The organism is Streptomyces incarnatus, from assembly GCF_001027185.1.
GTDB classification, from domain to species: domain Bacteria; phylum Actinomycetota; class Actinomycetes; order Streptomycetales; family Streptomycetaceae; genus Streptomyces; species Streptomyces puniciscabiei.
In genome coordinates, this window is sequence record NZ_CP011497.1 from 2272467 (window position 1) to 2294870 (window position 22404).

At 70.2% G+C, this 22404-nt stretch carries 15 protein-coding genes; 4 read left to right on the forward strand and 11 right to left on the reverse strand.

Annotation, left to right across the window (positions count from 1 at the left end):
* The first annotated feature begins 81 nt into the window (after positions 1-81).
* The gene (locus ABB07_RS10025) at positions 82-1629 is read left to right on the forward strand and encodes an MFS transporter (RefSeq protein WP_208898393.1); all 1548 of its coding nucleotides are present in this window, start codon (positions 82-84) and stop codon (positions 1627-1629) included.
* A 365-nt stretch (positions 1630-1994) separates the two neighbouring features.
* Here the strand turns inward: ABB07_RS10025 and ABB07_RS10030 are convergent, their stop codons facing one another.
* From ABB07_RS10030 to ABB07_RS10040, 3 genes are all read right to left on the reverse strand, one after another.
* Positions 1995-2900 carry an ADP-ribosylglycohydrolase family protein gene (locus tag ABB07_RS10030; protein WP_208898394.1) on the reverse strand — a complete coding sequence of 302 codons (906 nt, stop codon included), beginning with the start codon at positions 2898-2900 and terminating at the stop codon, positions 1995-1997.
* Positions 2901-2912: 12 nt separating this feature from the next.
* Positions 2913-3572, reverse strand: a complete 660-nt coding sequence (locus ABB07_RS10035; protein ID WP_208898395.1) for a histidine phosphatase family protein — start codon at positions 3570-3572, stop codon at positions 2913-2915.
* A 153-nt stretch (positions 3573-3725) separates the two neighbouring features.
* Positions 3726-4331 (reverse strand): YdbC family protein, encoded by a 606-nt coding sequence (locus ABB07_RS10040; RefSeq protein ID WP_142218487.1) that lies wholly within the window; start codon positions 4329-4331, stop codon positions 3726-3728.
* 154 nt (positions 4332-4485) lie between these two features.
* On the opposite strand from ABB07_RS10040, the gene ABB07_RS10045 reads away from it, so the two are divergent.
* Positions 4486-5016 (forward strand): TerD family protein, encoded by a 531-nt coding sequence (locus ABB07_RS10045; RefSeq protein ID WP_208898396.1) that lies wholly within the window; start codon positions 4486-4488, stop codon positions 5014-5016.
* 79 nt (positions 5017-5095) lie between these two features.
* Here the strand turns inward: ABB07_RS10045 and ABB07_RS10050 are convergent, their stop codons facing one another.
* Both ABB07_RS10050 and nrdR read right to left on the reverse strand, forming a co-directional pair.
* On the reverse strand, positions 5096-7987 hold the full coding sequence (locus ABB07_RS10050; protein WP_208898397.1) for a vitamin B12-dependent ribonucleotide reductase: 2892 nt from the start codon (positions 7985-7987) through the stop codon (positions 5096-5098).
* Between the two features lie 163 nt (positions 7988-8150).
* Positions 8151-8702 (reverse strand): transcriptional regulator NrdR, encoded by a 552-nt coding sequence (gene nrdR, locus ABB07_RS10055; RefSeq protein ID WP_208898398.1) that lies wholly within the window; start codon positions 8700-8702, stop codon positions 8151-8153.
* 588 nt (positions 8703-9290) lie between these two features.
* On the opposite strand from nrdR, the gene lexA reads away from it, so the two are divergent.
* Positions 9291-10070, forward strand: coding sequence for a transcriptional repressor LexA (lexA, locus tag ABB07_RS10060; RefSeq protein ID WP_208898399.1), 780 nt, complete (start codon positions 9291-9293; stop codon positions 10068-10070).
* Positions 10071-10250: 180 nt separating this feature from the next.
* On the opposite strand, the gene ABB07_RS10065 is transcribed toward lexA, so the two are convergent.
* From ABB07_RS10065 to ABB07_RS10080, 4 genes are all read right to left on the reverse strand, one after another.
* Complete coding sequence (locus ABB07_RS10065) at positions 10251-12242, reverse strand: ATP-dependent DNA helicase (RefSeq protein WP_208898400.1); 1992 nt, start codon at positions 12240-12242, stop codon at positions 10251-10253.
* 360 nt (positions 12243-12602) lie between these two features.
* Entirely contained in the window at positions 12603-13409 is an 807-nt protein-coding gene (locus ABB07_RS10070) for a GNAT family N-acetyltransferase (RefSeq protein WP_208898401.1), read from the reverse strand.
* A 67-nt stretch (positions 13410-13476) separates the two neighbouring features.
* A complete protein-coding gene (locus ABB07_RS10075; RefSeq protein ID WP_208898402.1) occupies positions 13477-15435 on the reverse strand; it encodes an IucA/IucC family protein in 1959 nt (652 codons plus the stop codon).
* A gap of 282 nt (positions 15436-15717) precedes the next feature.
* Positions 15718-17190 (reverse strand): diaminobutyrate--2-oxoglutarate transaminase family protein, encoded by a 1473-nt coding sequence (locus ABB07_RS10080; RefSeq protein ID WP_208898403.1) that lies wholly within the window; start codon positions 17188-17190, stop codon positions 15718-15720.
* Between the two features lie 516 nt (positions 17191-17706).
* On the opposite strand from ABB07_RS10080, the gene ABB07_RS10085 reads away from it, so the two are divergent.
* The gene (locus tag ABB07_RS10085) at positions 17707-18930 is read left to right on the forward strand and encodes a trypsin-like serine peptidase (RefSeq protein ID WP_208898404.1); all 1224 of its coding nucleotides are present in this window, start codon (positions 17707-17709) and stop codon (positions 18928-18930) included.
* 152 nt (positions 18931-19082) lie between these two features.
* Here ABB07_RS10085 and hflX read toward each other — a convergent pair whose 3' ends face one another.
* Both hflX and ABB07_RS10095 read right to left on the reverse strand, forming a co-directional pair.
* On the reverse strand, positions 19083-20573 hold the full coding sequence (hflX, locus tag ABB07_RS10090; protein WP_208898405.1) for a GTPase HflX: 1491 nt from the start codon (positions 20571-20573) through the stop codon (positions 19083-19085).
* Positions 20574-20750: 177 nt separating this feature from the next.
* A complete protein-coding gene (locus ABB07_RS10095) occupies positions 20751-22283 on the reverse strand; it encodes a M1 family metallopeptidase (RefSeq protein WP_208898406.1) in 1533 nt (510 codons plus the stop codon).
* Positions 22284-22404: the final 121 nt, after the last annotated feature.

Genomic DNA, 22404 nt, shown 5'->3' on the forward strand with positions numbered 1-22404 from the left:
TGCGTTCACTGTTGGGGACTCACTACCGTGGACGCAACAGTGAACGCGAGCGTTCACTAACGCCTTCAGGGGGGACCCATAGTGACGACCTCTCAGCTGCTTCAGGAACCAAAGCCGGGCGTGGCCCGCCGGGAGGGGCATCCCGGCATCGCACTCACCGTCATCGCGGCCTGCCAACTCATGGTGGTACTCGACGCGACGATTGTGAACATCGCGCTCCCGCACATTCAAGACGCACTCAAGTTCAGCACCACGGACCTGACTTGGGTGGTCAGCGCTTACACGCTCACCTTCGGTGGCCTGCTGCTGCTCGGTGCGCGGGCCGGTGACATCCTCGGCCGTCGCCAGGTGTTCATGACCGGCATCCTGCTGTTCACCTTCGCCTCCCTGCTGGGCGGTCTCGCCCAGGAGCCCTGGCAGCTGCTGGCCGCCCGGGCCCTGCAGGGCGTCGGCGGCGCCATCGCCTCGCCCACGTCGCTGGCGCTGATCACCACGACCTTCCCCGAAGGGCCCGAACGCAACCGGGCCTTCGGTGTCTTCGCCGCCGTGTCCGCGGGCGGCGGCGCCATCGGCCTGCTGGCGGGCGGCATGCTCACGGACTGGCTCGACTGGCGGTGGGTGCTGTTCGTCAACGTGCCGATCGGCGTGCTGATCGCCTCGCTCGCTCCGCTGTACATCAGCGAATCCCAGCGGCACCCCGGGCGCTTCGACATCACCGGTGCGCTGACCTCGACTGCGGGTATGGCCTCGCTCGTCTACGGGTTCATCCGCGCCTCGGAGAACGGCTGGCGGGACGGCCTCACCCTCGGCTCGTTCGGCGCGGCCCTGGTGCTGCTGTTCGCCTTCGTCCTCACCGAGGTGCGGGCGAAGGAGCCGATCACGCCCCTCAGGATGTTCGCGGACCGCAACCGCTGGGGCACTTACGTGATCATGCTGAGCCTCGCCGCGGCGATGTTCGGCATGTTCTTCTACATCGTGCTGTTCGTCCAGGACGTGCTCGGCTACAGCGCGATCAAGGCCGGTCTGGCCTTCCTCCCCGTGACGGTCGCGATCGCGGTCGGCGCCGGACTGTCCCAGCGCTTCCTTCCGGCGCTCGGCCCGAGGCCGTTCATGATGGCCGGCACGGGCCTTGTGGTGATCGGGCTGGCCTGGCAGACCTTCATCCGGCCGGACAGCTCCTACCTCGGCGGCGTGCTGGGACCGATGCTGGTGTTCGGTTTCGGCATGGGCCTGAACTTCGTGACGGCCACGGTCACGGCCGTGTCCGGCGTCGCCCAGCACGAGGCGGGTGCCGCGTCCGGACTCCTCAACGCCATGCAGCAGGTGGGAGGTTCGCTCGGGCTGTCCATCCTGACGACCGTGTTCGGCTCGGCCGCCAAGGACGAGACGAAGAAGCAGGTGCCGAAGTTCCTCGCCCATGGCTCGCCGGAGCAGCAGGCCCACTTCGCCACGACGCACCAGTTGCCCGCGCCGTGGGGACACGAGGTCCTCGCCCACGGCATCTCCACCGCCTTCGTACCGGCTGCCGCGATGGCCGGCGTCGCGTTCCTCACCTCCTGGCTGGTGATCAGGGTCCGCAAGAGTGATCTCGATGCCCTCGCCGGCGTGGCGGGCCCGGGCATCGGCTGATCCGGCCCGAGCCGCGCGGGGCCGCGGTCGGCCGGACCGCCCGGGGACGGACGGCGCACACGACGGTCCGGCCGACCGCACCGACACCGTCCGTGGCCGCGTGAGAAGCAGGACGGCGACCACCAGCACAACCAGCACCATGCAGGCCATCTCCCCTTCCCCTCCGGCCGTCGCTCCTCGCCTGTCCGTCGGCCTGCCGCCGCGATCCGCGGTGCACGACGGACATGGAAGGAACGGGCGGCGGTCACGGAGAGTTCCCGATGGCCACGCAGAGTTTCGAGTTTGCGCACACGGAGCGAAGCGCACCGGCGCGGGACGCGAGAACACGGCCGGATACCCGCACGGCCACGGCCCCGCCCGGCCCGTCAAGGCCCGGTCGGCACCCAGTCCGGCAGCGCCTCGGAGTTTTCCACCCACTCGGCGGGCGGTGTCCCCGCCTTGCCCGATGCGAGCACACCGCCCACGATCGCGCAGGTGGTGTCCACATCGCCGCCGACCCCGGCCGTCGTCCAGAAGGCCCCCTCGAAGTCCCCCAGGCTCCGCGCGGCCGACCAGAGGGCGAAGGGAACGGTGTCATGGGCGGTCGTACGGCGTCCGCAGCCGAGCACCGCCGCGACGGTGCCCGCGTCGCCGTAGTCGAGCATGTCCCGGGCACGCCGGAGTCCCTGGCCGACGGCGCTCTTCGGCACCAGGGCGATGACGCCGTCGAGGAGCGCCTCGGGGCTGGGCGGGCCGTCCGGCGAGCCGGCCAGCGCCGCCGCGGCGGCCACGGCCATGGCGCCGACGACGGCCTCACGGTGCTGATGGGTGGGGTAGGCCGAGATCTCCGCCTGATGGGTTGCCTGCTCCGGATCGTCCGCGTACCAGGCGCCCAGCGGCGCGATCCGCATCGCCGCTCCGTTGCCCCAGGACCCCCGGCCGTTGAACAGTGCGGCGGCCAGTTCACGCCAGTCCTCGCCCTCCCGGACGAGTCTCAGCAGCCGGTTGACCGCGGGGCCATAGCCCCGGTCGAAGTCGTGGTGGTCGGCGAAGGAGCGGGCCAGTGCGTCCTGGTCGATACGTCCGTGGGCGGCCAGGACGGCGACCACCGAGCAGGCCATCTCGGTGTCGTCCGTCCACTGCCACGGCCCGGCGGGCAGCTCGTGGCGCTTGAGCAGGGGGTAGTTCGCCGGGACGAAGAACTGGGAGCCCAGGGCGTCCCCCACGGCCAGCCCGCGCAGGCTCGCCAGGGCGCGCTCCAGGCGCCCGGAGGAAGAGGAGTCAGCGGTCATCGCTCTGCCACTCTATCCGTTCACCCAGTACGGCACCGGTTTCCGCCAGCGCTCGAAGGGCCGGTCGAGCGTGTACTTGCCGTCCTCTCCGAGAACGAGCATCCGCATCTCGGCGTTCCCGGGGTTCGACAGTGACTCGAATTCCGCGACCGTCCAGTGGAACCAGCGCATGCAGAACAGTCGCATCGCGAGTCCGTGCGTCACCAGGAGGACGTTGGGCGGGTGGTCCGGGGCCTCGAAGCTGCGGAACAGGCTCTCCAGGAAGCCACCGACGCGGTCGTACACGTCGGCGCCGGACTCGCCCTGCGGGAACCGGAAGAAGAAGTGGCCGTACGCGTCGCGGTAGGTCTTCTGCAGGCGCACGTCATCGCGGTCCTGCCAGTTGCCCCAGTCCTGTTCACGCAGCCTCGGCTCCTCCCGGACCCGTATGAGGTCGGGGTCGAGATGGAAGGCGCGCAGTGTCTCGTGCGTCCGGCGGTAGGGGGAGACGTAGACGCTGACGCGTTCCCGGCCGAAGAGCTCCCGGAGCGTCTTGCCGGTCTCCTCCGCCTGCCGCCGGCCACGCTCGGTCAGCGCGAGAGCGTGGTCGGGCTCGCGCTCGTACACGGAGTCGTCGACGTTGCCCGTGGACTCGCCGTGCCGGACAAGGACGATGCGCCGTGGTCGTGCCATGCCAAAACCCTAGATCGAGCGAGAGGGAGTCGAGCACCCGTACGGGCTCCATACGGCGTAGATCACATGATTCCCGCCTCGGGGGCCGTTCGCGAACACGCCGGGCCACACCTTCAGGCAGTGAGTTTGCTATTCAAACGTACGGCGGCGGTGTCAGACCGTCCAGGACGGCTCCAGCTCCACGATGTCACCGGAGAGCGCCGCGACGTCGGCCTCTGTCTGGGCACGCAGCGCGAGACGTTCCACGCGCTCGGTGCGGTACTTGCCGTGCTCGGCCGCCGACCGCCACATCGACAGCACCAGGAACTCCTGCCCGGGTGCCTCGGCGAACATGCCGCGGATCATGCCGGGCGAACCGGCCATCGCCGGGTTCCAGACCTTCTCCTGCATCAGCGTGAAGTGCTCGACCCGCTCCTCGTGGACCCGGCACAGGGCGACACGGATCAGATCGGAGTCGGTGAACCGCGGTTCGAAGCCCGTCTTCACATCGAAGCGGTACTCGAACAGCTTGACCTGCGCGTCCTTGAACGTGCCGGACTGGGCGGCCGCCAGGCGGTCGTGCGAGCGGGCCATGAAGGAGTCGTAGAAGGCACGGCTCTCCCAGAAGGCGAAGATGTGCACCACGCCCGGCCGCTGCCGGCTCCAGCCTCCCCCTTGCCCCCGGAAACCCGGCTCCCCCAGAAGCCCCGCCCATTTCCGCTGCCCCCGCTCGAAGCCGCGGCGGTCCACCACGGTGCAGCGAATCCACTTGACCAGCACCGCGCCATCGTAAGGCCACCGAGCGTGGCGTCGGTCACGCTCCGGCGGAGATCGCCCGCATGTGCGCCCCCGCGCGCGTGGCACGATGGACAAGCAGCCCTGACCGCAGGCGAGTTGGGGAGTGAGGCAACCACCGGGGGAAAGGGGAGGCCCGATGACCGGCTTCAGCAAGGGAATCGGCAAGGTCGAGGTCGGGCTCAAGTGGGACCCCAGTCCTGCGGGTCAGCCGCCCACCGATCTCGATCTCGTCGCCGCCACCTTCCTGTCGGGCGACCCGTACGGGGCCCCGGCGTATGTGGTGCACTTCGACAGCCGCTCGCCGGACGGAACCATCTTCCTCAACCGGGACAGCACGGACGGCAGGGGCTTCGGCTGGGACGAGGTCATGACGCTGGAACTGGACCGGCTCGACGACCGGTACGCGCGCGTGGTGGTCGGGGTCGTCATCCAACAGCGTTTCGGAGACAGGACGTTCGTGAACGTGCTGAATCCGGCCATGCGCATCCGGGTGGACCGCTACACCGTGCTCGCCCAGGACGACTTCGGCTCCGTCCTCGGGGCTACGGCGGCCACGATCGCGGAATTCGTCCGGGACGCCTCCGGGGAGTGGACCTTCCGTTCCGGCGTGCACGGCTTCGAGGAGGACCCGGCGACCTTCACCCGGGTCATGGGCCGAGCCCAGTAGTCACAGTCCCGGCCCGGTAGCGGTAAGGGGCGCCGGCCACTGCCGACGCCCCTTACTTCACTTCAGGAACCGCACGTCATCAGCTGCAGCCGCTGGTCGAGCCGCAACCCTCGCAGATGTAGCAGGAACCGGCCCGCTGCATCTTCGTACCGCAGGAGAAGCACAGCGGGGCGTCGGCCTGGATGCCCAGCTGCATCTCCACCAGCTCGGCGCTGGTGTGGGCCTGCTTCGGGGCGGGCTTGGCCGCCTCGACCTCGGCACGCGGCGTGGCCACGGCCTTCAGCTCCTGGGCGCGCGGCGCCGACTGGGCCAGACCCTCGACGTCGACCTCGTCCTCGGACGGCTCGTAGGAACCCGTCTCCAGGTGCCGCTGACGCTCCTCGGCGGAGTGGATGCCGAGCGCCGAGCGGGTCTCGAAGGGCAGGAAGTCCAGCGCCAGGCGGCGGAAGATGTAGTCGACGATCGACTGCGCCATCCGCACGTCCGGGTCGTCCGTCATACCAGCCGGCTCGAAGCGCATGTTGGTGAACTTCGAGACGTACGTCTCCAGCGGCACGCCGTACTGCAGGCCGACGGAGACCGCGATGGAGAAGGCGTCCATCATGCCCGCGAGGGTCGAGCCCTGCTTGGACATCTTCAGGAAGACCTCGCCGAGACCGTCGTCCGGGTAGGAGTTGGCGGTCATGTAGCCCTCGGCACCGCCGACGGTGAAGGACGTGGTGATGCCGGGACGTCCCTTCGGGAGGCGCTTGCGGACCGGCCGGTACTCGACGACCTTCTCGACCCTGGGCTCGACGGCGGCGGGCTCCTCGGCCTTCTTCTCCTCCGCGGAGTCCTTCTTCTTGGCCGAGAGCGGCTGGCCGACCTTGCAGTTGTCGCGGTAGATCGCGAGCGCCTTGACGCCCAGCTTCCAGGCCTCGAAGTAGATCTCCTCGACCTCCTCGACGGTCGCCGTCTCCGGCATGTTGACCGTCTTGGAGATGGCGCCGGAGATCCAGGGCTGGATCGCGGCCATCATGCGGACGTGGCCCATCGGGGAGATGGCGCGCTCGCCCATGGCGCAGTCGAACACCTCGTAGTGCTCGTGCCTGAGGCCGGGGGCGTCGATCACGTTGCCGTGCTCGGCGATGTGGGCGACGATCGCCTCGATCTGCTCCTCCTGGTAGCCCAGGCGGCGCAGGGCCTGCGGGACGGTGCCGTTGACGATCTGCATCGAGCCGCCGCCGACCAGCTTCTTGAACTTCACCAGGGCCAGGTCGGGCTCGACACCGGTGGTGTCGCAGGACATCGCGAGACCGATGGTGCCGGTCGGGGCGAGCACGGACGCCTGGGAGTTACGGAAACCGTTCTTCTCACCGAGACGGACGACGTCCTGCCAGGCCTCCGTGGCGGCGGCCCACACCGGGGTGTCCAGGTCGTCCATGCGGACGGCCTTGCCGTTGGCGTCGGCGTGCTGCTTCATGACGCGCTTGTGGGCGTCGGCGTTGCGGGCGTAGCCGTCGTACGGACCGACGACCGCGGCCAGCTCGGCGGAGCGGCGGTAGGCCGTACCCGTCATCAGGGAGGTGATGGCGCCGGCGAGGGCGCGGCCGCCGTCGGAGTCGTAGGCGTGACCGGTGGCCATCAGCAGGGCGCCGAGGTTGGCGTAGCCGATGCCGAGCTGGCGGAACGCGCGCGTGTTCTCGCCGATCTTCTGGGTCGGGAAGTCCGCGAAGCAGATCGAGATGTCCATCGCGGTGATGACCAGCTCGACGACCTTCTGGAAGCGCTCGGTCTCGAAGGACTGGTTGCCCTTGCCGTCGTCCTTCAGGAACTTCATCAGGTTCAGCGAGGCCAGGTTGCAGGACGTGTTGTCCAGGTGCATGTACTCGCTGCACGGGTTCGACGCGGTGATCCGGCCGGACTCGGGGCAGGTGTGCCAGTTGTTGATGGTGTCGTCGTACTGGATGCCCGGGTCGGCGCAGGCCCAGGCGGCCTCGGCGATCTTGCGGAAGAGCGCCTTGGCGTCGACCTCCTCGATGACCTCACCGGTCATCCGGGCGCGCAGACCGAACTTGCCGCTGTCCTCGACCGCCTTCATGAACTCGTCGTTCACGCGGACCGAGTTGTTGGCGTTCTGGTACTGAACGGATGTGATGTCGTCGCCGCCCAGGTCCATGTCGAAGCCCGCGTCGCGCAGGACGCGGATCTTCTCCTCTTCCTTGACCTTGGTCTCGATGAAGTCCTCGATGTCGGGGTGGTCGACGTCGAGCACGACCATCTTGGCGGCGCGGCGGGTGGCACCACCGGACTTGATGGTGCCGGCGGAGGCGTCGGCGCCGCGCATGAAGGAGACCGGGCCGGAGGCATTGCCGCCGGAGGACAGCAGCTCCTTGGAGGAGCGGATGCGGGAGAGGTTCAGGCCGGCACCGGAGCCGCCCTTGAAGATCATGCCCTCTTCCTTGTACCAGTCGAGGATCGACTCCATGGAGTCGTCGACGGACAGGATGAAGCAGGCGGAGACCTGCTGGGGCTGCGGGGTGCCCACGTTGAACCAGACGGGGCTGTTGAAGCTGAAGATCTGGTGCAGGAGGGCGTAGGCCAGCTCGTGCTCGAAGATCTCGGCGTCGGCGGGCGAGGCGAAGTACTTGTGGTCCTCGCCGGCCTTCCGGTACGTCTTCACGATGCGGTCGATCAGCTGCTTCAGGCTGGTCTCGCGCTGCGGGGTGCCGACGGCACCGCGGAAGTACTTGCTGGTGACGATGTTGACCGCGTTCACCGACCAGAAGTCGGGGAACTCGACGCCACGCTGCTCGAAGTTGACCGAGCCGTCGCGCCAGTTGGTCATGACGACGTCACGGCGCTCCCACGACACCTCGTCGTACGGGTGTACGCCGGGCGTGGTGTGGACGCGCTCGATACGCAGCCCCTTGGTGGCCTTGGTGCCCTTGGCTCGGGAACCTCGTGCCGGACCGCTCGCCGTCTCTGTCATGCCGCCTCCCTGTACGGGCAAAAACGCCCTGAAGTGCCGCGTTTGTTCCCGTGGCACGGTGTTGTGTCTTGTGTTGCGGGCGCCCTCAGCTGCCACCCGCAACAGGTCTTCGGTCGCCGCCTGGCGGCCGGAACCGGCTCTCCTCCGGATCCCGGCCCGCCGGTCAGTCGGCGGCGCGGGCGGGCACGGGGACCTGAGTGGTCCCGCCGGGCCCGCGGTCGGCTTCCTGGCTCCCCGCTCCCGCGTCTTCCTCGTCCGCGGCGGGGCCCCGCGTCGCCTCCCTCAGCTCCGCGATGGCGGCCTCGAAGTCCTCGAGCGAGTCGAACGCCCGGTACACGGAGGCGAATCGCAGATAGGCGACGAGGTCGAGCTCCTGCAACGGGCCGAGTATGGCCAGACCCACGTCGTGGGTGGTCAGCTCGGCGCTTCCGGTGGCCCGCAGCGCCTCCTCGACCCGCTGGCCGAGCTGGGCGAGTGCGTCCTCGGTGACAGGCCGTCCCTGGCATGCCTTGCGCACGCCGTTGATGACCTTGGTACGACTGAAAGGCTCGGTGACCCCGGACCGCTTGATCACCATGAGCGAGCACGTCTCCACGGTCGTGAAACGACGGGAGCAGTCGGGGCACTGGCGGCGCCTGCGGATCGCCGTGCCGTCGTCGGTCGTGCGACTGTCGACCACACGGCTGTCGGGGTGCCTGCAGAAGGGGCAGTGCATGATCTCCAACCCTCCTCACAGCAGACTCAATAGCCTCACCGGCCACATGAGCCCCGTGAAGCAGCCCTAAGCATAGGCGATCGCGGGGCCGCTTCAGACCGGGGGGACCACAACTTCTGGGCCGGTGTAGCCATCCAACCACTAGATGTGGGGATTGGCTCATACACCGAGGCCAACTCGCGTGTCGTGAGGGACGAAAGCGGACGCCGACCTGGAGAAGGCCCACGCAGGCAGACCTGCGGCCCCCCGCCGAGACACGCGGGCGCAGAGGCGTATCGCTGCGAGACTTACGGAGATACCGTGGGCGCCGCACGGAGGCCGCGTGGGACTCCGGCACAGACAGGGACCCGGAGCCCGGACGAGCGGGTTCCGGATGGCAGACTGGGGTAGCGGCCCACGAGGTCGGCAATCCCAGCAGTGAAGAGTGCAACAATGGGCGCTTTTGCCTGCCAGGTGGCGCGTTAGCAATACACCCAGACACATGATCCCGTCAGGTGAATCGCACTTTTTCACTCGAACGTGTGTTTGGCGCAACCTTTCGAAAGCAACTACCGTTGTCCAGCAGGGAGACCATCGAGAGGGGCAGACGTGACCACCACCGCAGACAGTGCCACCATCACCGCCCAGGACCGCTCCCAGGGACGAGTCGAGCCGGTACACGTGATGAACGAAGCCACGAATCCCGAGGGGCACAAGCGCTCCCTGCCGGGCCGACCTCCAGGCATCCGGGCGGACAGCTCCGGACTGACCGACCGCCAGCGCCGCGTGATCGAAGTCATCCGGGACTCCGTCCAGCGGCGGGGTTACCCGCCGTCGATGCGGGAGATCGGTCAGGCCGTCGGCCTCTCGAGCACCTCCTCGGTCGCCCACCAGCTGATGGCGCTGGAGCGCAAGGGCTTCCTGCGCCGCGACCCGCACCGCCCGCGCGCGTACGAGGTCCGGGGCTCGGACCAGGCCGTGACCGTGCAGCCCACGGACACCACCGGTAAGCCCGCCGCGTCGTACGTCCCGCTGGTCGGCCGCATCGCCGCCGGCGGCCCCATCCTCGCGGAGGAGTCCGTCGAGGACGTCTTCCCTCTCCCCCGCCAGCTCGTCGGCGACGGTGAACTGTTCGTCCTCAAGGTCGTCGGCGACTCCATGATCGAGGCCGCGATCTGCGACGGCGACTGGGTCACCGTCCGTCGGCAGCCGGTCGCCGAGAACGGCGACATCGTGGCGGCCATGCTCGACGGCGAAGCCACCGTCAAGCGCTTCAAGCGCGAGGACGGCCACGTCTGGCTGCTCCCGCACAACGCGGCCTACGAGCCGATCCCCGGCGACGACGCGACCATTCTGGGCAAGGTCGTCGCGGTGCTGCGGCGCGTGTGACGCGTGCGGCGGGCGGGTCGTACGGCCGGCCCGCTCCCTGACCGGGCCCCGGAACCCCTGCGCCGGTTCCGGGGTCCTGCTGTGTCCGGGGGCTGACCCGTGTTGTTGTTCGCGGGGTGGTCTGACCTGGGGGCGGCAACGGCTCCCTGGCGGTGGCCCCCTGGTCGGGCCACCCCGCGATCACTTCGCCTCGGCCTGCTGCGCTTCCGTCGCCTTTGCCGCCGCGTCGATCGCCGCGAGCGACTTGCGTACCTGGTTACGGTCCGTGGTGTACCAGAAGTCCGGCAGTGACGCCTTGAGATAGCCGCCGTACCGCGCCGTGGCCAGCCGCTGGTCCAGTACGGCGACCACGCCCCGGTCCCCCGACGCGCGGACGAGCCGGCCGGCGCCCTGGGCCATGAGCAGGGCCGCGTGGGTGGCGGCCACCGCCATGAAGCCGTTGCCGCCCGCGTCCTCCACCGCCTTCTGCCGGGCACTCATGAGCGGATCGTCGGGACGAGGGAACGGGATCTTGTCCATGACGACCAGCTGGCAGCTGGGTCCGGGGACGTCGACGCCCTGCCACAGAGACAGCGTGCCGAACAGGCAGGTCTTCGGATCCGCCGCGAAGTTCTTGATCAGCTCGCCGAGGGTCTCCTCGCCCTGGAGCAGGATCGGGAACTCGGGAATCCGGGAGCGCAGCTCCTCCGCCGCGAGCTGCGCGGCCCGCATGGACGAGAACAGCCCGAGGGTGCGGCCACCGGCCGCCTGGATGAGTTCGGTCAGCTCGTCGAGCATGTCGGCACGCTCACCGTCACGCGCGGGGCGCGAGAGGTGCTTGGCGACGTAGAGGATGCCCTGCCTGCGGTAGTCGAACGGCGAGCCGACATCCACGCCCTTCCACTCCGGCAGGTCCTCGCCCTCCACGCCCTCGGGGCCGAGGCCCAGGGACGCGCCGACGCCGTTGAAGTCGCCGCCCAGCTTGAGGGTCGCCGAGGTGAGGACGACGGCACGGTCGGCGAAGAGCTTCTCCCTGAGCAGGCCCGAGACCGACATGGGGGCGACCCTCAGGGACGCGCCGAAGCGGTCGTGCCGTTCGTACCAGACGACGTCCCACTCCGAGCCGTTCAGGACCCGCTCCGCCACGTCGTGCACCGTCTCCACCGAGGCCAGCGCCTGCTTGCGGACCGCGTCCTCGTCCTGCACCGACTTGTCGCGCGTCGCGCCGATCGCGGAGATGACCGTCCGGGCCGCATCCCGCAGCGCCATCAGGGCGTAGCCCAGATCTTCCGGGATCTCCTCCAGCCGGCCGGGCAGGGCCAGCTCCATCAACCGCTCGAAGCCCTCGGCGGCGGTCTGGAGCTGATCGGCGGCCTTCTCGTTCACCAGCTTGGCGGCGCGGCGCACCGCTCGGTTGACCTGGCCGGGCGTGAGCTCTCCGGTCGCGACGCCGGTGACCCGGGAGACGAGTTCGTGGGCCTCGTCCACGATCAGCACCTCGTGCTGTGGAAGCACCGGCGCGCCCTCGATGGCGTCGATGGCGAGCAGCGCGTGGTTCGTGACCACGACCTCGGCGAGCTTGGCACGCTCGCGGGCCATCTCCGCGAAGCACTCGGCGCCATAAGCGCACTTCGAGGCGCCCAGGCACTCCCGCGACGACACCGACACCTGCGCCCAGGCGCGGTCCGACACGCCCGGAGTGAGGTCGTCCCGGTCGCCGGTCTCCGTCTCGTCCGACCAGTCCCGCAGCCGCAGGAGGTCCTGGCCCAGCTTGCTGGTGGGCGCGGCGGCCTCGAACTGGTCGAAGAGGCCGTCCTCCTCGTCCTGCGGCATGCCCTCGTGCAGGCGGTGCAGGCAGAGATAGTTCGACCGGCCCTTCAGCATCGCGAACTCCGGGCGGCGGCGCAGCAGCGGGTGCAGCGCCTCGACCGTGCGTGGCAGGTCGCGCTCCACGAGCTGGCGCTGCAGCGCGAGCGTGGCCGTCGCGACGACCACTCTTTCCCCGTGCGCGAGCGCGGGCACGAGATAGCCGAGGGACTTTCCGGTGCCGGTGCCGGCCTGGACCAGCAGGTGGGATCCGTCGTCGATCGCCTCGGCGACCGCTTCGGCCATGGTCACCTGGCCGGGGCGCTCCGTGCCGCCGACGGCTGTGACAGCGGCATGCAGGAGTTCGGGGAGTGAGGGCTTCGTCATAGCCCGACCACCCTACGGCCCGGCACTGACAAACGTGTGGTCAAGACGGGGAGGGAGGGCGGGATCACGGCCGGGCTCCTGGGTGCGGGGGCGGGTGGCGGAAGTGGAGGGAGGAGGACTTGGGCTGGGGCTGCGGGCGGAAGGAAGAACGGAAAAGCGGGGAGAGGGAAAGCGGCTGGGGTGGTGGTGGATCGCGGGTCGTGGGGCGGTGGGGCGGTGGCGGATCCCTGGCGGTGACGGCGGGGGCGACGGGCGCTGCCCCGGGTGGTCCCGTCGGGCCGCCTCGAAAATTTCTCGGATCGGGTGGGAACTCGGCACGGCCGCCAGTCGTACTACATGTGACCGCACGATCACACGACGCTACAGAACTTCGCGCAGGAGCCGGTCCCGGATCATGAGGGCGGCCCGCTTGCCGGGCAGGTCGACCTCGTCCGCGTACCGGAAGCCGGCGCTCAGGAAAGCCGCGATGGAGGGGATGTTGCGAAGATCGGGTTCCGCTACGACCCGTGCGCATGCGGGGCGCCGGTCGAGGATCAGGTCGGCCACGGCTCGCAGCAGGGCGGATCCGAGCCCCCGCCCTCGATCCGCGGCCGCGCCGACGAGGAGGTGGATCCCGGTGTCATGGGGACGGGCCGGATAGCGGCGGGCCAGGGGATCCAGGTCTGCCCGGTAGATCTCCCAGTAGCTCATCGGTACGCCGTCCAGTACGCCGAGACACGGCATGCTGCGCCCGTCGCCGTCCAGTTGGGCGCGCAGGTGGTCCTCCGTCCGGTTCCGGGGCCCGGCCAGCTCCCAGAATTCCGCGACGGCGGGGTCGTTCATCCAGCGATGGATGAGTGGCAGGTCTTCATCGATACGGACGGGAACCAGTTGGAAGGAGCCGATACGCGTGACCACCGAGCCCCATGTGTGGAGCTGGTCCAGCAGATAGGCCGTGCCTGTGCCGAAGAGGGCGAGGAAGTCGGCGGGCAGATGCAGATCCAGTGTGTCCTCGCAGTCCCCGTCGTCGTCCTCGATCGCGAACCCGGTGAAGGGGGCACTCCGGGTGCCGGCATGGTCCGCTCGGGGGCCGGCGGAGCCCCCGTGGACAGGGACGCGGGTGTGGGCGGGGGCATCCGGACGGGCAGTGCCGGGGCCGGGGCCGGCGTTCGCGTCGGTGGGAGGCATGGGGCGCTCCTCTCAGGAGACGAGGGGGTGATGGTCCTCGGAAGTGCGGGGAGCAGGTTCGGTTCGTTCAGGAGTGAAGGGGGTTGGCGATGGTGACGTAGACGGACTGGGTGTCGACCGGGCCGACGAGTTCATCGAGACCGTGCAGCCGGGTCAGCAGGTTGGCCTTGCAGCGCAGCACGGGTGAGTCGAGCAGGCGCCGGGGCAGGGAGGTGCGCAGGGCGTTGGGTCCTGTCGCGACGTCGCTGAGGAAGCGGCGGAAGGCCGCGAGGAGGAGTCGCTCGTCGGCCAAGCGTTGGGAGCCGAACGCGCCGATCAGGCCCAGCACGTTGTTGATGGCGAGGTAGTAGGCGAAGCGTTCGTCGGTGACCTCGTCGGAGACGAAGGTGTCGCTGTGCTCACCGATGCCGGGCAGCCGGGCGTCCAGGTCCGCTCGCCGGGACTCGCGGAAGTAGTAGCCCTGGTTGTCGCGGTAGTAGCCGCCGGTGGGCCAGCCGTGGCCGTCGAGCACCAGCAGGGTGTTCTGCTGGTGGGCTTCGAGGGCGATGCCTGCCTCGCTGTCCAGCCAGAGCACGGGGCGGACCATTTGCTCCAGGTAGCGGAGGAACCACTCAGCGGCAACGGCTCCGGCGGGCCGCCCGGTGCGGGCGGCGAGCCTCGCCACGAGTTCGGCCAGCCGGGAGCGCATGGGCCACGTGACGTTCTCAGTGGTGGAGGTGCTGCCTGCGGGCTCCGGGACGGGCCGGGGCGAGACGAGTCCGGCGACACAGCCGACGTTGTCGGCCGGGACGAACGGGTTGTGCCTGATCACCACGTCGAGTCCGGGCACGGGCAAGCCGTCCGGGTCGTCGACGGCGAGCCAGGCCGGGTCGCGGACGATGTCGAAGCCGGGGTGTACGGCCTGCCATTGCTTGGACAGGCCGGCGCGCAGCAGCCGGTGCACCTCGACTCCCCGATGAAGTTCCTTGCGCAGGTTCTCCCGGCGGGAGTTGGTGATGCGCAGACCGAGCGACAGCTTGAGCATCGCGGGGGCGCCGGATCGGTGGACCGTGCGCACGGAGGAGGTGGGATGCCATCCGGTCCCGAGAGGGCCGAGGTCACGGAGGAGGCCGGAGTCGAGCAGGGCGGCGACGGGTTGGCGATGGCGCAGCTCGCGGGCCTGCCACGGGTGCAGGGGCAGAGCGGCATGGCCGTTGGGCAGGGGCAGGCCGGCTTCGGCGAGGCGCCGGGTGAGGTGGTCGGCGGGGACGGGACGACCGCGCTCCGTCCAGGCCGAGTCGGTCGCGAGGAGAGAGGGGGCGACAGCCATCCAGTGCAGCGGAAAGGAGCCGCGCAGCTCTGGTGAGTAAAGACGTGTTTCTGCCTCGGTCAGCCCTTCCCGGCTCTTCGGAGTCGGATGCAGGGGGTGTCCGAGAACGAGGGCCTGCTCGGCGGAGAGGAAGAGGTCGGGGGCGTCGGCGGGGTGCTCGCGCCGGTCGCGGATGAAGGTCGCGGTGCGGCGGAGGGAGTCGGCCACCCTGGCCACGAGTTCACCGTCGTCGTGAGAGACGGCTGCGCCGGAGGCCTGGGCGCGGGAGGCACTGCCCGGGTCGCCGGATGCCTCCCGGGCGAGCAGCACCGCCAAGGTGACGGCGTCGACGTCCGGGGCGGTCTCGGGGGCGCCGGCCAGGCGTGGTGGACCGAAGCGGTGTGAGCCGGTCGGCGACCAGTAGCGGACCGGCACGAGCAGAGAGGTGCCGCTGGCCGGAAGCGGGAGGAGGAGGGTGCCACTGGTGGGGGCGGCGAGATTGGTCTCGCGTACCCAGCACCGCAGCAGGTTCTCCACGGCGGCGGCCTGGGCCGCGATGTGCGGGTCCTGATGCTCCAGCAGCTCGGCCCCGTGCTCGGGCACTCGGGTGAGATCCGCGGTGCGCCTCTTCTGCTGGGGAACGGACTCGGCGAGCGGCACCGGTGAGGCCTGGGCTGCGGAGTCTCCCTGTTCGTCGGGAGCACTGGAGCTGCCGTCGGGAGTGGGAGTGGCGTTCATGACGGCTCCTCGTGGCTGGCTGGGGATGGTACGGGGCTCGTTCCGTCGCTGTGCCACCGCTCCGCCGGGCCGGCGGTCGCCTCGGCGGCGTCGGCGGCCGGCCTGGCCGCGTCCCAGGGGCGGGTCGACGGGGAGAGCGGATGTGGGCGAGGGGTCTTCGGGTGGGTCATGGGAGGCCGTCTTGGCCTGAATGCCCTTGAAGGGAGGTGCAGTTGGATGAGAAGGGCAAGGGATCGGGAGACCGGTGCCTGTTTCCAGGACCGGCCGGCCTTGGTGCGGGCCTCAGCCCGCGCGCCGGCCAGGACCGTGGTGTCTGCCGTGCTGCGCGCCGGGCTGTGGGCTGTGCGGCGGGCCGTGCTGTGGGCCGTGTTCTTCGTGGCCGCGGGCGACCGCGGCCACCGCGTCCGACAGGCGGTCCAGAACGGCCGCTGCCTGCTCCTCACTGATGGTGAGCGGTGGAAGCAGCCGGACCACGGCCGAGTGGCGGCCGCCGAGTTCGACGATCAAGCCGCGCCGGAGGCACTCCCGCTGCACTGCCACGGCGAGTTCGGGCGCGGCCGGCTGAGGAGCGTGAGGGGGTTCCGGATCCGTGGCCGCGGGGTGCTGGTCGAGGGGCTCGGAAACGGCGCCCGCCGGGTCCACCAGCTCGACCCCGAGCATCAGTCCACGCCCCCGCACCTCGCCCACGCACGCGAACGTGTCGGCGAGTTCCCCGAGGCGGTGCAGCATGCGGGAGCCGAGGTCGGCCGCTCGTTCGGCGAGCCCGTTCTCTCGGACGAAGGCAAGGGTCGCGGTGCCCGCTGCCATGGCGAGCTGGTTGCCCCGGAAGGTTCCCGCGTGGGCGCCGGGTGGCCAGACGTCGAGTTCGTCGCGGTAGACGATCACTGCGAGCGGGAGGCTGCCGCCGATGGCCTTGGACAGGACCATGACGTCAGGGGTGATGCCGCTGTGGTCGACGGCCCAGAAGGCGCCCGTCCTGCCCACTCCGGTCTGGATCTCGTCGGCGATCAGCGGGATGGACCGGTCCGCCGTGAGCCGGCGCATGCGGCGCAGCCAGTCGTCGGGGCCGGGAAGCACCCCGCCCTCGCCCTGGACGGGTTCGAGGATCATCCCTGCGGGCAGGGGCACGCCCGACTTGGGATCGTCGAGGAGGGACTCGGTCCACCGGGCCGCGAGTTCGGCGCCGCGCGGTCCGCCGGCACCGAAGGGGCAGCGGTAGTCCTGCGGATAGGGCAGGCGGGCGACCTGGACGTCGCGGGCGCCGCCGGAGGCGGCCAGCGCCCCGGCGGTCATGCCGTGGTAGGCGCCGGTGAAGGCGAGGATGCCGGTGCGGCCGGTCGCAACGCGGACCAGTTTGAGGGCGGCCTCGACGGCGTCGGTGCCGGCCGGTCCGCAGAACTGGACGCGGGCGCGGTCGGCGAGGCCGGGCGGGAGGGTGCGGAACAGCTCGGTGATGAAGGCGTCCTTCACGGGGGTCGCCAGGTCGAGGACGGAGAGCGGGGCGCCGGAGTCGAGGACCCTGCGGATGGCTTCCAGGACCACCGGATGGTTGTGCCCGAGGGCGAGGGTGCCGGCACCGGAGAGACAGTCCAGATAGCGGCGGCCGTCGGCGCCCTCGATGGTGAGCCCTCGCGCCCGGACCGGGACGATGGGCAGGGCCCGGGCATAGGTACGGGCGGAGGATTCACGCGCCGACTGGCGTCTGAGGATCCCCTCGTGCACAGCACGCGCTTCCCCGTGCTTGCCCCCAGCCATCGACTCCGTAACGGCCACGGCTCGCTGTCCTCCCCGCTGTCCAGAGGCGAGTTGATCCGCGGGGACCGGGTGCAGGCAGCTGGCCCCCCACCGCTACAACCGTGGACCGGTCGACGGGTTACGGGTTCCGGCAAGATCATTGCCACGTCGGGGCGGCGGCCGGCTCGGTGCCGTGTCGCGGAGGGCGGTCCGCCGGCGGAACGTGCGGCTCCGTGCGGCGTGGTCCAAACGGCCGGATGCGCGCCAGGGCGGGCGGGCGCGGCCGTCGCAGGGGGGCGGCAGCGTGCGGGGCCGTCTCGGTGAGTGGACGTCAAATCGGACAATTCATGGACGGTTGCCCTGGTCAGAGGGCTTGTAGCCGAACCGTTGCCGTTCCGTCGGAAGTCCCCCACAGCGAGCGCATAGTGTGTGTTGCCGTTCCTAGACGGTCGTGAGACCGGCATGAACTCCTCATGAGTTCCCGGCCGGTGGTGCGGCCGCAGCGCCGAGTACCTTCACAGCAGGGGGAATCACAGCATGCGATCGATACGGCCGTCGTTCACCGTTCGGCGGGGGAGGGGCTCCCGCCGTACCTCCCCCGCACTGGCGGCGGTCGCCCTCGCCTCGGCGCTGGCGCTGACCGCCACCGCCTGCAACGGCGACGACAAGGCCGACGACAAGCCGACCGCATCGGCGACCGCGGCCGGCACCGGCGACGGAAAGATCAGGATCCCGGACGACCTCAAGCAGAGGCTCAAGGAGCACGGGATCAACATCGACAAGTGGAAGAACGGCGCCTGGAAGAACTGGAACAAGGAAGACTGGCTGCGCGAGGCCAACGACTTCATCAACCCGATCATCAAGGGCCTGTGGGATCCCAACCGGATGCGCCACGCCAACGACCCGAACAAGGGTGTCAACGACAACGACATCTCCGGTGACCAGGGCGTGACGGACCCGACCCCGCAGCCGGTGAAGGCCCAGGCGGTCGCGACGCCGTACCACACCAACGCGGCCACCTCGGGCAAGGTGTTCTTCGACTCCCCCGAGGGCCACATGGTGTGCTCGGGCACGGTCGTGGAGGACCCCGCGCACCCGGGCAAGTCCAACCTGGTCTGGACGGCGGGCCACTGTGTGCACGCGGGCAAGAACGGCGGCTGGTACCGCAACATGGCGTTCGTGCCGTCGTACAACAACTCCGGCAAGTCGGTCGCTCAGCTGCAGAACGCCAGCCGGTCCGAGATCGCCCCGTACGGCGTCTGGTGGGCCGATGCGGCGCGGACCTCGCAGCAGTGGATCGACCAGGGCGGTGAGACCGGCGGCAACGGTGCCCCGTACGACTTCGCGGTGATCCATGTGACGCCGGAGCAGGGCAACGGCGGCAAGTCGCTGGAGGAGACCGTCGGCGGGGCGCTGCCGGTGAACTTCAACGCCCCCGCGGTGCCGAAGGTCAGCGGCATCACCGCGTCCGGCTACCCGGAAGCGGCGCCGTTCGACGGTCAGCTGCTCTACCAGTGCAAGGACAAGCCCGGCCGGCTCTCCATCGCCCAGTCGGCCCCGACGATGTACCGGATCGGCTGCACGATGACCGCGGGTTCCTCCGGTGGTGGCTGGGTGGAGACCGGTGCCGACGGTAAGCCGGCGCTGGTGTCCAACACGTCGATCGGCCCGGTGACTTCGGGGTGGCTGGCCGGTCCTCGGTTCGGTTCTGTGGCCAAGGGCGTGTACGACTCGGTCAGCAAGAAGTTTGCCGGGCAGTAGGAAGGGAAGCGTTGCGCGCGCCGTGGGTGGAGCTGCGCGTCGGCGGCTGACGGTCGTCTGCGGCTGGTCGCGCGGTTCCCCGCGCCCCTGACGGGGGCGCGGAAAAGGCCCGCCCCCTCAAAAGGGGGGCGGGCCTTTCGTGCAGCCGTGGGTCAGGCCGCCGAGACCGGTGCGTACGGCGCCAGGTCCGCCGCCAGTTCCTCGTGGACCCGGACCTTGAGCAGGGTGCCCTCCGCGGTGTGCTCCTCGGAGATCACCTCGCCCTCGGAGTGGGCGCGGGCGACGAGCTTGCCGTGGGTGTACGGCACGAGCGCCTCGACCTCGACCGCCGGGCGCGGCAGCTCGTCGTCGATCAGGGCGAGCAGCTTCTCCAGGCCCCGGCCGGTGCGGGCCGAGACGGCGATGGATCGCTTCTCGACCCTGAGCAGCCGCTGGAGGACCAGCGGGTCGGCCGCGTCCGCCTTGTTGATCACGACGATCTCGGGCACGTCGGTGGCGCCGACGTCCCGGATCACCTCGCGTACGGCGGCGAGCTGCTCCTCCGGGTTCGGGTGCGAGCCGTCCACCACGTGAAGGATCAGGTCGGAGCCGCCGACCTCCTCCATGGTGGAGCGGAACGCCTCGACCAGGTGGTGCGGCAGGTGCCGGACGAAGCCGACGGTGTCCGCCAGCGTGTACAGGCGCCCGCTCGGGGTCTCCGCGCGGCGGACGGTCGGGTCCAGGGTCGCGAACAGGGCGTTCTCGACCAGGACGCCGGCGCCCGTGAGACGGTTGAGCAGGGACGACTTGCCGGCGTTGGTGTAGCCCGCGATGGCGACGGACGGCACCTTGTTGCGCCGGCGTTCCTGGCGCTTGATCTCGCGGCCGGTCTTCATGTCCGCGATCTCCCGGCGCATCTTCGCCATCTTCTCGCGGATCCGCCGCCGGTCCGTCTCGATCTTGGTCTCACCGGGGCCACGCGTGGCGAGGCCGCCGCGACCGCCACCCATCTGCCGGGACAGCGACTGACCCCAGCCGCGCAGCCTCGGCAGCATGTACTGCATCTGCGCGAGCGCGACCTGCGCCTTGCCCTCCCGGGACTTGGCGTGCTGGGCGAAGATGTCCAGGATCAGGGCCGTACGGTCGATGACCTTGACCTTGACGACGTCCTCCAGCTGGATCAGCTGGCCCGGGCTCAGCTCACCGTCGCAGATGACCGTGTCCGCGCCCGTCTCGAGGACGATGTCGCGCAGCTCCTGGGCCTTGCCGGAGCCGATGTAGGTGGCCGCGTCGGGCTTGTCGCGGCGCTGGATCACACCGTCGAGCACCAGCGCGCCCGCGGTCTCCGCGAGGGCGGCCAGCTCCGCGAGGGAGTTCTCGGCGTCCTGTGCGGTGCCGGTGGTCCACACCCCGACGAGCACGACCCGCTCCAGGCGGAGCTGCCGGTACTCGACCTCGGTGACGTCCTCCAGCTCGGTGGACAGGCCGGCCACACGGCGCAGGGCCGCGCGCTCGGAGCGGTCGAACTGGTCGCCGTCCCGCTCGCCGTCGATCTCGTAGCTCCAGGCGACGTCCTCTTCCATCAGGGCATCGGCCCGAAGACCCTCGGGATAGGCGTGCGCGAGGCGCTTGGTGTCCTGGGAAGGGGAAGAAGAGGAGGTCATTGGATCCTTACGTCGATGGGATGCCGTCACGGCGTCGGTGGGGCGGTCCTGCGGGACCGCGCCTATGTCGTCAACGTACGGGTACCCCGGGAGATTCCCGTGCCCCGTCTCGCCCCGACCCGAAGATGGTCGCACGAGGCGGCCCACCTCGTCACCGTGTTATCGCCGGGTTCGCGGCTAGGCCGCCTTGGGCGGTGCCGTGGGCTTCCAGTCCGGGTGGCCGGGCATCGGCGGGGTCTTCTCGCCGTACAGCCAGGCCTGGAAGAAGCCGCTCAGGTCACGGCCGGAGACCGCCGAGGCCAGCCGGACGAAGTCGGCGGTGCCGGCGGTGGAGTCCCGGTAGTCGCGGACCCATGTCCGCTCCAGGCGTTCGAAGGCCGACCGGCCGATCTCCTGGCGCAGGGCGTAGAGCACGAGCGCGGCGCCGTCGTAGATGTTCGGCCGGAAGATGCTGATCTTCTGGCCGGGGGCGGGCGCCTTGGGCTGGGCGGGCGGTCCGCCGGCCGCGCGCCAGCGGTCGGAGGCGCCGTACGCGGTCTTCATGCGGTCCACCATCGGCCGGTGCGCGTGCTCCTCGGCGTACAGCGCCTCGTACCAGGTGGCATGCCCCTCGTTCAGCCAGACGTCGGACCAGGTGCGGGGGCTGACGCTGTCGCCGAACCACTGGTGGGACAGCTCGTGCACCATGATCGACTCGATGTACCACTTGGGGTAGGCGGGGTCGGTGAACAGGTCCTTCTCGAAGAGGGACAGGGTCTGTGTCTCCAGTTCGAACCCGGTGGCGGCCTGTGCCATGAGCACGCCGTACGTCTCGAAGGGGTACTTCCCGACCTTGCTCTCCATCCAGGCGATCTGGTCGGGCGTCTTGGCGAGCCAGGGTGCGAGGGCCTTGGCGTCGGCGCTGGGCACGACGTCCCGCATCGGCAGCCCGTCCGGTCCCTTGCGGTGCAGCACGGCGGACCGGCCGATGGACACCTGGGCGAGTTCGGTGGCCATGGGGTGCTGGGTGCGATAGGTCCAGGTGGTGGTGCGGCCGGCCCGGTCCACTCCGGCGGGCAGACCGTTGGCGACGGCGGTGTAGCCCTTCGGGGCGGTGATGTGGAAGGTGAACATGGCCTTGTCGGACGGGTGGTCGTTGCACGGGAAGACCAGGTGGGCGGCGTCCGCCTGGTTGGCCATGGCGAGTCCGTCGGAGGTGCGCACCCATCCCCCGTCCCCGTCCTTGGCGACGGCGGGATCGCTGGTGTGCCGGACCGTGATCCGGGTCCGGCTGCCCTCCGGGAGACCGTGTTCCGGGGTGACGACCAGATCCTCGCCCGCGTTGGTGAAGGTCGCGGGACGCCCGTCCACCTCGACGGACTGCACGGTGCCGTGCGTGAAGTCGAGGTTGATCCGGTCCAGGTCGGCGGTGGTCCGGGCGTCGATGGTGGTGACGGCCTGCAGCGGCTTGTCGTTGCTGCCGGGGTAGGTGAAGGACAGGTCGTACGACGCCACGTCGTAGCCCGGGTTGCCCAGGTACGGGAAGAGCCGGTCGCCGACGCCGAGGGGCTTGGGCGGGGCCGCGGCCGCGAGGAGACAGAGGGAGACGGCGGAGGCGAGCAGGGCCGCCTTCCGGCGCCGGGAGACCTGGGGCTGGGTCCGGGGCTGGGTCCAGGACTTGGTCCGGGACGCGGAGCAGGCGCGGAGGCCGACGCGGGGGTTGAGCAGCATGCACCACCGCTACCAGTGCGTTCGCGGGCTACGACGGCGACTCGCGCCCGGCCCACCCGATCGGGTTCGGTTCCGAGGGCCTTCTGAGCCACGCCCGGCAGCCTCCTGACCGAGGCCCGGC